The sequence below is a fragment of the Mycobacterium sp. NGS17 genome (assembly GCF_059813205.1).
In genome coordinates, this window is the sequence record NZ_JCALED010000002.1 from 590,099 (window position 1) to 604,894 (window position 14,796).

General features: G+C 69.2%; 15 protein-coding genes. 5 read left to right on the forward strand and 10 right to left on the reverse strand.

Annotated elements, in window-relative coordinates:
- The first annotated feature begins 99 nt into the window (after nt 1-99).
- From AC5Y7E_RS06995 to AC5Y7E_RS07005, 3 genes are read left to right on the forward strand one after another with little or no spacing between them, the layout of a single operon-like run.
- Nucleotides 100-750 (forward strand): peptidase M50, encoded by a 651-nt coding sequence (locus AC5Y7E_RS06995; RefSeq protein ID WP_499918241.1) that lies wholly within the window; start codon nt 100-102, stop codon nt 748-750.
- A gap of 9 nt (nt 751-759) precedes the next feature.
- Nucleotides 760-1,542 (forward strand): site-2 protease family protein, encoded by a 783-nt coding sequence (locus tag AC5Y7E_RS07000; protein WP_499917900.1) that lies wholly within the window; start codon nt 760-762, stop codon nt 1,540-1,542.
- A gap of 40 nt (nt 1,543-1,582) precedes the next feature.
- Nucleotides 1,583-2,479: a cation diffusion facilitator family transporter gene (locus AC5Y7E_RS07005; RefSeq protein ID WP_499917899.1), complete on the forward strand. Its 897-nt coding sequence runs from the start codon at nt 1,583-1,585 to the stop codon at nt 2,477-2,479.
- A gap of 4 nt (nt 2,480-2,483) precedes the next feature.
- Here AC5Y7E_RS07005 and AC5Y7E_RS07010 read toward each other — a convergent pair whose 3' ends face one another.
- Complete coding sequence (locus AC5Y7E_RS07010; protein ID WP_499917898.1) at nt 2,484-2,897, reverse strand: DUF3151 domain-containing protein; 414 nt, start codon at nt 2,895-2,897, stop codon at nt 2,484-2,486.
- Between the two features lie 120 nt (nt 2,898-3,017).
- Here AC5Y7E_RS07010 and AC5Y7E_RS07015 point away from each other — a divergent pair, with 120 nt between their 5' ends.
- Complete coding sequence (locus tag AC5Y7E_RS07015) at nt 3,018-3,887, forward strand: Rv0361 family membrane protein (RefSeq protein WP_499917897.1); 870 nt, start codon at nt 3,018-3,020, stop codon at nt 3,885-3,887.
- Between the two features lie 85 nt (nt 3,888-3,972).
- On the opposite strand, the gene fbaA is transcribed toward AC5Y7E_RS07015, so the two are convergent.
- Entirely contained in the window at nt 3,973-5,004 is a 1,032-nt protein-coding gene (fbaA, locus tag AC5Y7E_RS07020; protein ID WP_499917896.1) for a class II fructose-bisphosphate aldolase, read from the reverse strand.
- An 83-nt stretch (nt 5,005-5,087) separates the two neighbouring features.
- On the opposite strand from fbaA, the gene AC5Y7E_RS07025 reads away from it, so the two are divergent.
- Entirely contained in the window at nt 5,088-5,780 is a 693-nt protein-coding gene (locus AC5Y7E_RS07025) for a DedA family protein (protein ID WP_499917895.1), read from the forward strand.
- A gap of 12 nt (nt 5,781-5,792) precedes the next feature.
- On the opposite strand, the gene AC5Y7E_RS07030 is transcribed toward AC5Y7E_RS07025, so the two are convergent.
- The 8 genes from AC5Y7E_RS07030 to clpB all read right to left on the reverse strand — a co-directional run bounded on the left by AC5Y7E_RS07030 (nt 5,793) and on the right by clpB (nt 14,784).
- Nucleotides 5,793-7,145: a 3-oxoacid CoA-transferase gene (locus AC5Y7E_RS07030; RefSeq protein WP_499917894.1), complete on the reverse strand. Its 1,353-nt coding sequence runs from the start codon at nt 7,143-7,145 to the stop codon at nt 5,793-5,795.
- On the reverse strand, nt 7,135-8,274 hold the full coding sequence (locus AC5Y7E_RS07035; protein WP_499917892.1) for a glycoside hydrolase family 76 protein: 1,140 nt from the start codon (nt 8,272-8,274) through the stop codon (nt 7,135-7,137). Before AC5Y7E_RS07035 ends, AC5Y7E_RS07030 begins: the two co-directional genes overlap by 11 nt.
- 26 nt (nt 8,275-8,300) lie before the next feature.
- The gene (locus AC5Y7E_RS07040; protein WP_499917891.1) at nt 8,301-8,948 is read right to left on the reverse strand and encodes a TrmH family RNA methyltransferase; all 648 of its coding nucleotides are present in this window, start codon (nt 8,946-8,948) and stop codon (nt 8,301-8,303) included.
- Nucleotides 8,945-9,847 (reverse strand): hypothetical protein, encoded by a 903-nt coding sequence (locus AC5Y7E_RS07045; RefSeq protein ID WP_499948124.1) that lies wholly within the window; start codon nt 9,845-9,847, stop codon nt 8,945-8,947. Before AC5Y7E_RS07045 ends, AC5Y7E_RS07040 begins: the two co-directional genes overlap by 4 nt.
- A 36-nt stretch (nt 9,848-9,883) precedes the next feature.
- Nucleotides 9,884-10,423: an orotate phosphoribosyltransferase gene (gene pyrE / locus AC5Y7E_RS07050; protein ID WP_499917889.1), complete on the reverse strand. Its 540-nt coding sequence runs from the start codon at nt 10,421-10,423 to the stop codon at nt 9,884-9,886.
- Entirely contained in the window at nt 10,410-11,186 is a 777-nt protein-coding gene (locus AC5Y7E_RS07055; RefSeq protein WP_499948126.1) for an SDR family NAD(P)-dependent oxidoreductase, read from the reverse strand. The genes pyrE and AC5Y7E_RS07055 overlap by 14 nt, the downstream gene beginning before the upstream one ends.
- Nucleotides 11,187-11,243: 57 nt before the next feature.
- A complete protein-coding gene (ttfA, locus tag AC5Y7E_RS07060; RefSeq protein WP_499917887.1) occupies nt 11,244-12,125 on the reverse strand; it encodes a trehalose monomycolate transport factor TtfA in 882 nt (293 codons plus the stop codon).
- 112 nt (nt 12,126-12,237) lie between these two features.
- Nucleotides 12,238-14,784 (reverse strand): ATP-dependent chaperone ClpB, encoded by a 2,547-nt coding sequence (clpB, locus tag AC5Y7E_RS07065; protein ID WP_499917886.1) that lies wholly within the window; start codon nt 14,782-14,784, stop codon nt 12,238-12,240.
- Between the last annotated feature and the right edge of the window lie 12 nt (nt 14,785-14,796).

Genomic DNA, 14,796 nt, shown 5'->3' on the forward strand with positions numbered 1-14,796 from the left:
ACCGGTGGCCGGCTGTGGAGCCGGGCAAATCAGCTTAAGCCAGGAGGTGGCGAGAAAGGCATGACCGAGCCGGTCGAGGCGGGCGCCGACATCGCGGACATGGCCGTGGTGGTGTTCGGCGACCGCCGGGTGCCACGGCCGCTCGCCGGCCTGGCCCTCGTCCGCGCCGACGGCACCGGCGACCCGGAAGCCATCGATGCCGCCATCGGGGCGTTCCGGCGGCTGGTCGTGCTGGGCGGCGACGCCGAGCTGGCCGCCGTGCTGACCCGGCTGCTGCGGGCCGAGCGGTTGGACGTCGAGGTGGCCTACGTGCCGCGCCGCCGCACCCGGGCGACCGGGATCTACCGCCTGCCGGCCGGATTCCGGGCCGCGCGGCGGGCCCGGCGCGGCTCGGCCCGGCGGGTGACGCTGATCCGCGACGAGACCGGGTCGGTGGTGGTCGGGCGGGCCTGCTGGCTGCCGCCGGACGGCGCGCGCTGGATCCACGGCGAGGCGGTGGTCGACGACACCACGCTGTTCGACGGCGACGTCGGCGGCGTGTGGATCGAGCCGATGCCGGCCGCGCCGGGCCTGCGCGCGGCGGTCGCGGGCCGCGGTCCCGGCCGCCTCTGGCGCCGATGGGTCACCGGCCGGGCCGCCCAGCTGGGCAGCACCGGTGTCGCCGTGCTGCGCGACGGCGTTCCCGCGGCGCGTGCCGCCCGCCGCTCGGCGTTCTACCGCAACGTCGAAGGCTGGCTGTTGGTCGGCTAGTTTCGATCGGTGAGCATCCCTGCCTCCCAACACGAATCGGTACGGCCCAGCCCGATCTTCCTGGGCCTGATCGGGCTGACTGGCGTCGGCGCCGCACTCGCCTGGTCGGCCGGGATCAGCACCCGGCCGCTCGCCTATGCCGGCGTGTTCATCTTCGTCATCGCCGGCTGGCTGGTGTCGCTGTGTCTGCATGAATTCGGGCACGCGGTGACCGCCTGGCGGTTCGGCGATCACGACGCCGCGGTGCGCGGCTATTTGACGCTGGACCCGCGCCGCTACAGCCATCCCGCGCTGTCGCTGTTGCTGCCCATGGTGGTCATCCTGCTGGGCGGGATCGGCCTGCCCGGCGCGGCGGTCTATGTGCGGACCTGGTTCATGACTCCTGCACGGCGCACCATGGTCAGCCTGGCGGGCCCGGCGGCCAACCTGGTGCTGGCGGTGCTGCTGCTGGTGGCGACGCGGTTGTTCTTCGACCCCACGCACGTGGTGCTGTGGTCGGGGGTGGCGTTCCTGGCGTTTCTTCAGCTCACCGCCGTGTTGCTGAACCTGCTGCCCATCCCCGGCCTGGACGGATACGACGCGTTGGAACCGCATCTGAGTCCCCAGACCCAGCGGGCGCTGGCGCCGGCCAAGCAGTGGGGCTTCGTCATCCTGCTGTTCCTGCTGCTGGCGCCGGTGCTCAACCAATGGTTCTTCGGGCTCGTGTTGTCCTTGTTCGACCTGTCCGGCGTGCCGGATGTGCTGGTGGGCTGGGGCAACGCGCTGACCCGCTTCTGGAGCCGCTGGTTCTGACCCTTGCCATATATGCGTTTCTGCGCATATATTTCGGCCCATGGGCGCAGGCCACAACCACACCCCCGCCGGCGCGGACGATGCTCGGCTGATCCCGCGCATGATCACGGCCGCGGCAATCCTGGCGGCGTTCTTCGTGGTGGAGCTGGTCACCTCGCTGCTGATCAACTCGATCGCGCTGCTGGCCGACGCCGGCCACATGCTGACCGACGTCGTGGCCGTCTTCATGGGACTGGCCGCCGTGAGCCTGGCGCGCCGCGGCAGCTCGTCGCCCGCCCGCACCTACGGCTGGCATCGCGCCGAAGTGTTCACCGCCGTCGCCAACGCCGGCCTGCTGATCGGCGTGGCGCTGTTCATCCTCTATGAGGCCATCCGGCGGCTGCGCGAAGCGCCCGCCGTCCCCGGCGTGCCGATGATCGTCGTCGCGCTGGCCGGGCTCGCCGCCAACTTCGTGGTCGCGCTGCTGTTGCGTTCCCATTCGTCGGGCAGCCTGGCGGTCAAGGGCGCCTACCTAGAGGTCGTCGCCGACACCGTGGGCAGCCTGGGCGTCCTGATCGCCGGGGTGGTCACCGTGACCACGTACTGGCCCTACGCCGATGTGGTGGTGGCGGTGCTGGTGGCGCTCTGGGTGTTGCCCCGGGCCGTCGCGCTGGCCCGCGACGCGCTGCGGATCCTGTCCGAATCGTCGCCGGCCCATATCGACGTCGAGGAACTGCGCGCCGCGCTCGGCGCCGTCGACGGGGTGAGCGACGTGCACGACCTGCACGTGTGGACGCTTTCGCCCGGCAAGGACATGTGCACCGCACACTTGATCAGCGCCGGCGACTCCGCGCGAGTGCTGCATGACGCGCGCGCGGTGTTATCGGCTCGCGGACTGGAGCACGCCACCGTCCAGATCGACTGCCCGGACGACAACGATTGTTCGGACAGCTTTTAAAGCGTTAGAGCCCCAGCGCCTTACGCGCTTCGGGGTCGCAATCGTCGAGCAGGTCCAGGCAGCGCGAGTACTCGTCGGTTTCACCGATGGTGTCGGCGGCGCGCGCCAGGGCCGCCACGCACCGCAGGAACCCGCGGTTGGGTTCGTGCGAATAAGGCACCGGGCCGAAGCCCTTCCAGCCGTTTCTCCGCAACTGGTCCAGGCCGCGGTGGTAGCCGGTGCGGGCATAGGCGTACGCGGTGATGGCCCGCTCGTCGGCCAACGCCTCTTCGGCCAGCGTCGCCCAGGCCACCGACGCCGTCGGATGCGCGGCGGCCACGATGCCGGGCTCCTCCCCGGCGAGCAGTTCCGCCTCGGCATCGGTATCCCCGGGCAGCAGGATCGGGTCGGGTCCTAGCAGGTCTCCCATCGGCGACATGGCTCTATTCTGCAGCTCGCCCCTTTTGCCCGCGAGACGCACCTCGGCCAACGCCGGAAGCGGGGTACCCGGTCGCTAAGCTCTGCAACTACCCGACGAAGCGGGAGGACAGTAGTACTCATGCCCAAACGATCCGATCCCGACCGCGGCGGCGCGCCGAAACGGCCCGGGTTCGACCCACGCGAGTCTCGCAGCGAACCGGGCGACGAGTGGGGGGCCGAGTCCGGCTTCGAAACCGGAGACGACGCCACCGAGGGCGTTCCCCTGGTCCCCAGCGATCCCGAGACCGAAACCGAGGTCATCAACAGGCCCGAGCCGCAGAGCGGCCCCGAAGAAACACCGGACGGGCCGCAGCGCGAACGTCGCTTCACCGCGCCGGGCTTCGACGCCAAAGAGACCACCGTCATCGCCACCACGCCGGAGCCCGCCACCGAGGTCTTCGGGGCCCCGCCCGGACAGGACGGCACCGCGCAGTTCGGCGTGCCGCCCAAAGCCGCTGTCCCGCAATCGATCCCACCCCGGCTCGGCGGGAAGCTGCGCACGTCGCGGCAATTCAACTGGGGCTGGATACTGGCGCTGGTCGTGATCGTCTTGGCGTTGGCGGCCATCGCGATCCTGGGCACGGTGCTGCTCACCCGGGGCAAACACTCGAATGCCTCGCGGGAAGACCAGGTTCGGCAAACCATTCAGAACTTCGACGTCGCGATCCAGCGGGGTGATCTGACCACGCTGCGCACCATCACGTGCGGCACCACCCGCGACGGCTACGCCGATTACGACGAACACGCGTGGGACGAAACCTATCGCCGGGTGTCGGCGGCCAAGCAGTATCCGGTGATCGCCAGCATCGATCAGGTGGTGGTCAACGGCCAGCACGCCGAGGCCAACGTCACCACGTTCATGGCCTACGACCCGCAGCTACGCTCGACCCGCAGCATGGATCTGCAATATCGCGACGACCAGTGGAAGGTCTGCCAGTCCGCCAGCTAGGTGCTGCCAGGTCGGTCCGCCGAGCGTGAAACTGGCTTCACAGTGGGCGCCGAGCGTGAAGCTGACTTCACGCTCAAGCGATTGATCAGCTGACAGACCTTCCGGCGCAGTGCAGGTCGGTGCAGGCCTGGACCACTCGCTCGGACATCGACGCCTCGGCCTTCTTCAGATAGCTGCGCGGGTCATAGACCTTCTTGACGCCGACCTCGCCATCCACCTTGAGCACGCCGTCGTAATTGGCGAACATGTGGCCGGCGATGGGGCGGGTGAACGCGTACTGGGTGTCGGTGTCGACGTTCATCTTCACCACCCCGTAGCGCAGCGACTCCTCGATCTCCGACGTCAGCGAACCGGAACCGCCGTGGAAGACGAAGTCGAACGGCTTGGCGTCCGCGGGCAGCCCCAGCTTGGCGGCCGCCACCTTCTGCCCCTGCGCCAGGATGTCGGGGCGCAATTTGACGTTGCCGGGCTTGTAGACGCCGTGCACGTTGCCGAAGGTGGCGGCGAGCAGGTACTTGCCGTGCTCGCCGTGGCCCAGCGCATCGATGGTCCTCTCGAAGTCGTCCGGCGAGGTGTAGAGCTTGTCGTTGATCTCGTGGGCGACGCCGTCCTCCTCGCCACCCACCACGCCGATCTCGATCTCCAGGATGATCTTGGCCGCCGCCGCGTCCTTGAGCAGTTCCCGAGCGATGTGAAGATTCTCGTCGATCGGCACGGCCGAACCGTCCCACATGTGCGACCCGAACAGCGGATCTTGGCCCCCGGCCACCCGTTTGGCCGAAATCGCCAGCAGCGGGCGGACATACGTGTCCAACTTGTCCTTGGGGCAATGGTCGGTGTGCAGCGCAACGTTGATCGGGTACCTGGCCGCGATGGAACGGGTGAACTCGGCCAGCGCCACCGCACCGGCCACCATGTCCTTGACGCCCAGCCCGGACGCGAATTCCGCGCCGCCGGTGGAAAACTGGATGATCCCGTCGCTGCCCGCATCGGCGAACCCCTTGATGGCCGCGTTGACGGTCTCCGATGACGTGCAGTTGATCGCCGGGAAGGCGTACGAATGCTCCTTGGCGCGTCGCAGCATCTCGGCGTAAACCTCGGGCGTGGCGATGGGCATGGCAACCCCCTTCTGCGGCCGGGTCCCCTCAGTATCGTCCAGGTGGCTCGGCGGCTCACCCGGGGCCGGTATGTTGAGGGATCATGAGCACCGCCGTGACGGCCCTGCCCGACATCTTCGACCCGATGTATTGGTTGGGCGCCGATGGCGTCTTCGGGTCCGCGGTGCTGCCCGGCATCCTGGTCATCGTCTTCATCGAGACCGGGCTGCTGTTTCCGCTGCTGCCCGGCGAGTCGCTGCTGTTCACCGGCGGCCTGCTGGCCGCGCACCCGAACCCACCGGCCAGCATCTGGGTGCTGGCCCCCGCCGTCGCGACCGTGGCGATACTCGGCGACCAGACGGGGTATTGGATCGGGCGGCGGATCGGCCCGGCGCTGTTCAAGAAGGAAGACTCGCGGTTCTTCAAGAAGCACTACGTGACGGAGTCGCACGCGTTCTTCGAGAAATATGGGCCTTGGGCGATCATCCTGGCCCGGTTCGCGCCCTTCGTGCGGACGTTCGTCCCGCCGGTTGCCGGGGTCTCCTACATGCGCTACACGGTGTTTTTGGGCTTCGATATCGTCGGCGGCATCCTGTGGGGCGGCGGTGTCACGCTGGCTGGCTACTTCATGGGCAACGTGCCGTTCGTGCACCACAACCTGCAGAAGATCCTGTTGGCCATCCTCTTCGTCTCCCTGATGCCGGCGTTCATCGCCGCCTGGCGAAGCTATCGGGGGCGACGGCGCGCGCAGAACACAGACGACCGGGAAGCCGAACGGCTGCCGGCGGCCGAGTAGCCCGCCGCGGGGTCAGACCGCGACGTTGAAGTCACAGCCCGTCTTGGCCCGTACTTCCTCCACCGTGACGCCGGGCTGCAACTCGGTGAGCACCAGCCCCCGTCCCGGCTCGACGTCGAAGACGCACAGGTTCGTGACGATCATGTCGACCACGTTCTTGCCGGTCAGTGGCAGCGTGCACTGACTGAGGATTTTGGGGCTGCCGTCTTTCGCGGTGTGGTCCATCAACACGATCACGCGCTTGACGCCGGACACCAAATCCATTGCGCCGCCCGGCCCTTTGACCATCTTGCCCGGCACCATCCAGTTGGCCAGGTCGCCGTTTTCGGCGACCTCGAGGGCGCCCAGGATGGACAGGTCGATGTGGCCGCCGCGGATCATCGCGAAGGAATCGGCGCTGGAAAAGAAGCTGGACCCGGGCAGGCTGGTGATGGTCTGCTTGCCCGCGTTGATGAGATCGGGGTCGACGGTGTCCTCGCTCGGGTAGGCCCCGATGCCGAGCAAGCCGTTTTCTGATTGCAGCGTGACCTTGATGCCCTCGGGGATGAAGTTGGCGACCAACGTCGGAATGCCGATGCCCAGATTCACGTAGAAGCCGTCGCGCAATTCCTGGGCGGCGCGCTGGGCCATCCGCTCGCGGATGGGGCTGTCGTTCTTCAGCGCGGCGCCGCCGCTCGTGGTGCGGAACTCGATGCGTTTCTCGTAGCCGGTGCCCGCGATGATGCGGTCGACGTAGATGCCGGGGGTGTGGATCAGGTCTGGGTCCAGCTCGCCGACCTCGACCAGCTCTTCCACCTCGGCCACCGTGATCGCGCCGCAGGTGGCGATCATCGGGTTGAAGTTGCGCGCCGTCTTGCGGTAGACGAGGTTGCCGGCCGTGTCGCCCTTCCACGCCTTGACGATCGCGACGTCGGCCCGGATGCCTTCTTCCAGAACGTATTCGGTGCCGTCGAAGACCCTGGTGTCCTTGCCTTCGGCGAGGTTGGTGCCGAAGGCCGTGCGGGTGTAGAAGCCGGGGATGCCCGCGCCGCCGGCGCGCAGCTTCTCCGCGAGCGTGCCCTGCGGCGTCAGCACCAGGTCCAGCTCGCCGGCCAGCACCTGGCGCTCGAACTCCTTGTTCTCGCCCACGTAGGAGGCGATCACCTTCTTCACCTGCCGGCCCTTGAGCAGCAGACCCATGCCGAAATCGTCTACGCCGGCGTTGTTTCCGACGATGGTGAGGTCCTTGATGCCGCTGTCGACCAGAGCCTGGATCAGTTTCTCGGGGATGCCGCAGAGGCCGAACCCGCCCGCGGCGACGGTGATGCCGTCTTCCAGCAGGCCGTGCAGGGCCGACTCCGCGTCGGGGTGGACTTTATTGCTCACCGGGGCTCCTGTTCTTCGACTCGGCGGAGACGTTACAGGCGGCCTCCATGAGCATCCAGCCCGACAGCTGCACCGACAGGTCCCGCTCGGGGACCTCGGACGCCATCACCGCTCCCTCGACGAACTCCGCCTGTTTGCCGCCCGCGGTGGGCAGCTGGGCGTCGCGGTCCCAGAAGGGGCCGAACACCGGCAGCCCGTCCACCGTCTGCCGGTTGTCCCAGGCCGCCTTCGCGCTGGCCAGCACGATCCGCCGGGCGTTGTCGCGGGCCAGCACGTCGTCGGCCGCCTCCCCCGGCAGCGCCGTGGCCACCAGCGCGAGGTACCGCGCGGTCACCCCGGCGAACAGGCCGCCGTCCCCGCCGCCGGCCCCGGCCAGCACCCCGGCCGGCGCCATCTGTTCGTCCACCGCCGCGACCAGCCGGTGCACCCGGGCGGCGTGGCGCTGCCTGACCTCGACCGCGGTGCGGGCGGCGAGTTCGGTCTCCAGGCCCAGCACCACGCCCTGGCAGTAGGTGTACTGCGCGCGCACCAGCGAGCCGGCTTTGATGCCGTCGAACACCAGGTGCGTCTCCGGGTCGATCAGCGTCTGGTCGATCCAATTGCCCATCTGCTCAGCACGTTTCAGATGGTCCCCGTAGCGGGCGAGAAAGATTCCGGCGGGGCCGTTGGCCGGGGCGTTGAAGAACTGGTCGGACTTTCGCCACGGGATGCCGCCGCCGTCCTCGGGCACCCATGCCCGGACGAATTGGTTGGCCAGCTTGGGCAAGGCGCGCCGGCGCTGCACGCCGGCGATCCGGGCGGCGCGTTCGAGCGCCAGTGCCAGCCAGGCCATGTCGTCGTAGTAGCTGTTGATCCACGAGAGGTTGTTGCGCAGCCGGTGCGAGCGGACCTGCCGGTTGATCTCGGCACGCCGGTGCGGCTGCGGATCGCGCGCCTGGGCGTCGATCAGGCAATCCAGCAGGTGGGCCTGCCACCAGTAGTGCCAGGTGCCGAACCAGCGGTCACGCCGCGTCGGCGGCCAGGCCACCACCCCCAGCTGAGTGGCGGGCAGCCCCCACAACCGCTTCAGATGTCGTTGCGTGACAGCGGCTTCGCAGCTGGCCGCGCGGTTGACCCAGAGCTGATCCATAGCTGTCGATCCTGCCCCATCGGGTTTCACCAGGCGCGGGACAGGTCGGCGTGCTGCTGGACCCAGGCGTGCATGGCGATGCCGGCGGCGACGCCGGCGTTGATGCTGCGCGTGGAGCCGAACTGCGCGATCGACACCGTCAGCGTCGCGCCCGTGCGGGTGTCGTCGGTGATGCCCGGCCCCTCCTGGCCGAACACCAGCAGACACTCGCGCGGCAGCGCGGCCTCCTCGAGCCGCGCCGCGCCCGGGACGTTGTCCACGGCGACCACGGTCAGGCCGGCGGCGGTCGCGAAGTCCAGCAGCTCGGCGGTGCTGTCGTGGTGGCACAAGCGTTGATAGCGATCGGTCACCATGGCACCCCGGCGATTCCAGCGGCGGCGCCCCACGATGTGCACGGTGTGCACCGCGAAGGCGTTCGCGGTGCGCACCACCGACCCGATGTTGGCGTCGTGACCGAAGTTCTCGATCGCCACGTGCAGCGGATGCCGGCGCCGGTCGATGTCGGCGATGATCGCTTCCCGGGTCCAGTACCGGTAGGCGTCGACGACGTTGCGGGTGTCGCCCTCGCGCAACAGGACTGGGTCATACCGCGGGTCGTCCGGCGGCTCGCCCGGCCACGGCCCGACGCCGGCCGGCGGTGTCGGCGCCCACTCGGTGGGGCCCGGGCCGCTCATCGCGGCGTCCACACGCCGGCGTGCGTGCCGTCGATGGCCAGCGTCGCGTAGAGCAACGCGTCGTTGATCTCGCCCTGGGTGCACAGCGACGCGTTGACGTGCACCGCGTCCAACGAGGCGTCGGGCAGGATCAGCACCGACGACCCGTAGGTCGCGCAGGCCGGGTTCAGTCCCGGGGCGGGCAGGGTCGGCGATGCCAGCAGCATCATGGGCCCCCCGCGTTTGACGGACTCGTCGCGGTAGCGGGCCGCGACGGCGGTGGCTTCCAGCCCGAGCAGCATGTAGCCGTTGCCGGTGAACGCTCCCGGGTCGCCCAGCTGCGCCTTGGTCACCGGGATGCCGTCGGCCCGCCACGCCGACAGGCTGATGGTCTTGACGGCCAGGCCGCCGCTGTCGTTGGCGTTGGTGGGCAGCAGTCCGACCGGGAAGGCAACCGGGTAGGCCGACGAGCTGTTCGGAATCCGGTCGCGCGGCGAGTAGGCGTAGATACCGCGCACCTGACTCCGATCCTTCAGCGGCCCAAGGCAAACCGTGCCCGTGAGCCGGTCACGCGGCGCCGACAGGGGCGCGGGAATGTCGCGCACGCTGGTCTTCGCGGTGTCACAGCTGCCCAGGCCGGCGGCCTCCAGGGGGTGGGCCAGCGCGCCGTAGAGCCCGAAGCGGATGTCTTCGGGTTTCGCGTGCGGGTCGTTGGCCGAGGCCGCGCTGGCGTCGACGTCGACAAGCACGTAATCGCCGTCCCAGCGCAGGTTCGACACCGACATGTTCCACCCCAGCAGGGCCAGCGATTCGCCGAGCCGCGCGCCCTGGGCGCCGAAGGGGCGCACGGGTTGGCCTGAGGAGGAGCAGCCGGCCAGGCACAGCGTTAAACAGGCTGCGAGCGCAAGGAAGGCGCGCATGAGTCAGCCGCCCGGGCTACGAAGATCAGCCGGCAACTAGCTCAGCCCCAGATCGGCGAGGCCGAGCACACTTCGGTAGGGCAGGCCTTCGGCCTCGATGGCCTCGGCCGCCCCGGTGGCGCGGTCCACCACGGTGGCCACCCCCACCACTTCGCCGCCGGCCTCCTGGACGGCGCGCACTGCGGTGAGCGCCGAGTTGCCGGTGGTGCTGGTGTCCTCGACCACCAGCACCCGCTTGCCGGACACCTCGGAACCCTCGATAAGACGTTGCAGCCCATGGGTTTTCGCCGATTTACGTACGACGAAGGCGTCGATCGGGCGGCCCGGTGCGTGCATGACGGCCGTTGCCACCGGGTCGGCGCCGAGCGTCAGGCCGCCGACCACGTCGTAGTCCCAGTCGCCGGTCAGTTCGCGCATCAGCGCGCCGATCAGTGCCGAGGCGCGGTGGTGCAGCGTGGCCCGCCGCAGGTCGACGTAGTAGTCGGCCTCCTTGCCGGAGGAGAGCGTGACCCGCCCGTGCACCACCGACAGGCGGGACACCAGCTCGGCCAGCTCTTTGCGGTCAGGTCCGGCCACGACCGCTCCCGATTCGTTTGGTGACCGCCCGCATCAGGGGCCGCGGAATCAGGCGCTCGGCGGCGATGATCGCTTTGTACTGCAGTCCCGGAATGCTGATGACCTTGCCGCGGGCGATATCGGCCATGCTCTGGCTGACCACGTCGTCGACCTCGAGCCACATGAACGACGGCGACTTGGCCATGTCGATCCCGGCGCGGTCGTGGAATTCGGTGCGCACGTAGCCCGGGCACACCGCGTGCACGGAGACGCCGGTGCCCTGCAGGCCGACCGACAGGCCCTCGCTGAACGAGATCACCCACGCCTTGGATGCCGAATACGTCGACCCACGCCCGGGCACCAGCCCGGCGACGCTGGCGATATTGATGACGGTGCCCTCGCCGGCATCCAGCATGGCCGGCAGGGCGGCGCGGGTCAGGTGCATGACCGCGGTGACGTTGACGTCGAGTTGGGACTGCAGCAGCGCGGGATCGGCCGACCAGAAGTCGCCGGAGGTGCCGAAGCCGGCGTTGTTGACCAGGACGCGCACTCCCCCGGCCGCGAGCCGGTCGCAGACGCGCTGACGGCCGGCGGCATCGGCCAGGTCCGCGGGCAGGATCTCGACGTTGCCGGAGTGTTGGTGCAGCTCGTCGGACAACTTGGTCAGGCGGTCGACGTCGCGGGCGACCAGGACCACGTCGTAGCCGTCGCCGGCGTAGCGTCGCGCGAATCCGGCGCCGATCCCGGACGTAGGCCCGGTGATCAGGGCTACGGGGCGGGGCATGAGCGACATCCTAATGACGGCGGCTGCATTGGGCCCTGAGGTGCCCGGGGCCCGGCGTCAGCGCTGATAGTTGTTGGCCTGGTGGCCGTTGCGCCCGGCGGGAGGTGGACGGCGGATGGTTTCCGAGCGCCCATCGGCCGGCCGGGGCTGGTCGCGCCGGACCGGCTCGGCGGCGCGGCGACCCGGCTGCAGGTCGGGGCCCAGCAGTCCCGCCACGTCCTGCTGCGCGCGCCGGGGCGGCAGCTCCGCGCGGCCCGCCGGCGCCAACGGCCGGCTCGGTGAGGCGTTGCGCGGACCCGACGGTGCCCCGGCCTCCTGCGGGGCCTCCTCCGGCAGCGGGGGCAGCACCCGCAGCAGGTCGTTGAACTGGCGCACGGTGCGCAATCCCTCGTCCCACTCGGTGCGGGTGCTGGTGATCGGCATGGCCACCAGCGTCCAGTTCTGCTCGTTCCACATGATCTCGGCGCTGTCCGGTGCGGTGTGCGCGAAGGTGACCATGCGGCGGTCGCAGGCGCGCCGGGCGGCGTCGAGATTGGTGGAGTAAACCATCCGCGGCCCGATCGCACCCAACAGCCAAATGTCGCTTTCCCGTGGCTCTTTGAGCCCCTTGAGCCGCAGGTCCACCACGACGTTGGTGCCCACCTTGCGGTGCAGCGCGATGACGGTGGCGACCTCTTCGAGGTCGAAGATGTAGACGGCCTCGCCCCGGATCTGACCCAGCACCACGTTCTGGGCGGCGACGTCGCCGACGGTCGACATCACCCCCCGCTTCCACCGCTTGAGGATGTCGGCTGATTCGTTTTCGTAGTCGAACCCGTGCGACCGGGCCCACGACCTGCGGCGCCTGCTGCGCCCGCGCCGCCGATCGATGTCGACGTACAGCAACACCCCCGCGCCGACAAAGCACAGCGCGGAGAGCGTGAACCAGAGGGGGACCATCCAAAACAGGGTATCTGCTATTGGCCAAGAAGATAGAAGGCGACCAGGTCACAACCCAATCACAGCTGGCACCAGCCACCTATCGCCGGACCGCCGATGGTCCCCCCGGGGGTCAGCCCAGGATCAGCGAGTCGCCGTCCGGGCTGACGTTCACCGGAACGGTGTCGCCGTCGTGCACATCGCCGGCCAACAACATCTTGGCCAGCTGGTCACCGATGGCCTGCTGCACCAGGCGGCGCAGCGGCCGGGCGCCGTAGACCGGGTCGAATCCGCGATGGGCCAGCCACTGCTTGGCCGGCAGCGACACCTCCAGCGTGAGGCGGCGCGCAGCCAGCCGCTTCTGCAGCTGAACCAGCTGGATGTCGACGATCTGCACCAGCTCTCCGGGCTCCAGGCCGTGGAAGATGATCACGTCGTCGAGCCGGTTGATGAACTCCGGCTTGAACGCCGAGCGCACCGCGGCCATCACCTGCTCCTCGCTGCCACCGGATCCCAGGTTGGAGGTCAGGATCAGGATGGTGTTGCGGAAGTCGACGGTGCGGCCCTGCCCGTCGGTCAGCCGGCCCTCGTCGAGGACCTGCAGCAGCACGTCGAACACGTCCGGGTGCGCCTTTTCGATCTCGTCGAACAGGATGACGGTGTACGGGCGCCGCCGCACCGCCTCGGTCAGCTGACCGCCCTGGTCGTAGCCGATGTATCCGGGCGGGGCGCCGACCAGCCGGGCCACCGAGTGCTTCTCGCCGTATTCGCTCATGTCGATGCGGACCATCGCGCGCTCGTCGTCGAACAGGAATTCCGCCAGCGCCTTGGCCAGCTCGGTCTTCCCGACGCCGGTCGGGCCGAGGAACATGAACGATCCCGTGGGCCGGTTGGGGTCGGCGACGCCGGCCCGGGAACGCCGCACGGCGTCCGAGACCGCTGTCACGGCCTTCTTCTGGCCGATGACGCGCCGGCCCAGTTCGTCCTCCATGCGCAGCAGCTTGGCGGTCTCGCCCTCGAGCATCCGTCCGGCCGGGATGCCCGTCCACGCCGACACCACGTCGGCGATGTCGTCGGGACCGACCTCCTCCTTGAGCATCACGTTCTCGCGGGCCTGAGCCTGCGGCAGCGCGGCGTCGAGCTTCTTCTCGACCTCGGGGATGCGTCCGTACCGCAGTTCGGCGGCCTTGGCCAGGTCGCCGTCGCGCTCGGCGCGCTCGGACTCCCCGCGCAACGTGTCCAGCTGCTCCTTGAGCTCGCGCACGACGTCGATGGCGTTCTTCTCGTTCTGCCAGCGGGTGGTGAGCTCGGACAGCTTCTCCTTCTGGTCGGCCAACTCGGAGCGCAGCTTGTCCAGCCGCTCCTTGGACGCCTCGTCCTCTTCTTTGGCCAGCGCCATCTCCTCGATCTCGAGGCGGCGCACCAACCGCTCGACCTCGTCGATCTCGACGGGCCGGGAGTCGATCTCCATCTTCAAACGCGAAGCGGCCTCGTCGACCAGGTCGATGGCCTTGTCCGGCAGGAAGCGGGCGGTGATGTAGCGGTCGGACAGCGTGGCGGCGGCCACCAGGGCCGAGTCGGTGATGCGCACCCCGTGGTGCACCTCGTAGCGGTCCTTCAGCCCGCGCAGGATGCCGACGGTGTCCTCCACCGAGGGCTCGCCCACCAGCACCTGCTGGAAGCGGCGCTCCAGCGCGGCGTCCTTCTCGATGTACTTGCGGTACTCGTCGAGCGTGGTGGCGCCGACCAGCCGCAGTTCGCCGCGGGCCAGCATCGGCTTGATCATGTTGCCGGCGTCCATCGCGCCCTCGCCGGTCGCTCCGGCGCCGACGATGGTGTGCAGCTCGTCGATGAAGGTGATGATCTGTCCGGCGGAGTTCTTGATGTCGTCGAGGACGGCCTTGAGCCGTTCCTCGAACTCGCCGCGGTACTTCGCCCCGGCCACCATCGATCCCAGGTCCAGGCTGATGACGGTCTTGTCGCGCAGGCTCTCGGGCACATCGCCCGCGACGATGCGCTGGGCCAGGCCCTCCACGATCGCGGTCTTGCCGACGCCGGGCTCACCGATCAGCACCGGGTTGTTCTTGGTGCGACGACTCAAGACCTGCACGACGCGGCGAATCTCGTTGTCCCGCCCGATGACCGGGTCGAGCTTGCCTTCGCGGGCCCGCTCGGTGAGGTCGGTCGAGTACTTCTCCAGCGCCTGATAGGTCGCCTCCGGCTCCGGGCTGGTGACCCGCCCACTGCCGCGCACCTTGACGAACCCGTCGCGCAACGCCTGGGGCGAGGCGCCGTGGCCGGTCAACAGCTTGGCGACATCGGAATCACCGGTGGCCAGCCCCACCAGCAGGTGCTCGGTCGAGACGTATTCGTCGTTCATCTCGGTGGCCAGCTGCTGCGCGGTGGTGACGGCGGCCAGCGACTCGCGCGACAGTTGCGGTTGCGAGCTGGCGCCGCTGGCCTGCGGCAAGCGTTCCACGATGCGCTCGGCTTCGGCGCGAATGGTGGCCGGGTTGACGCCGACGGCCTCGAGCAGCGGAGCCGCGATGCCGTCAGCCTGCGTCAGCAGGGCCATCAGCAGGTGCGCCGGCCGGATCTCGGGGTTGCCGGCGGCCGAGGCCGCCTGCAGCGCCGAAGTCAGCGCCGCTTGGGTCTTGGTGGTCGGGTTGAAAGAGTCCACGACACCTCCGTT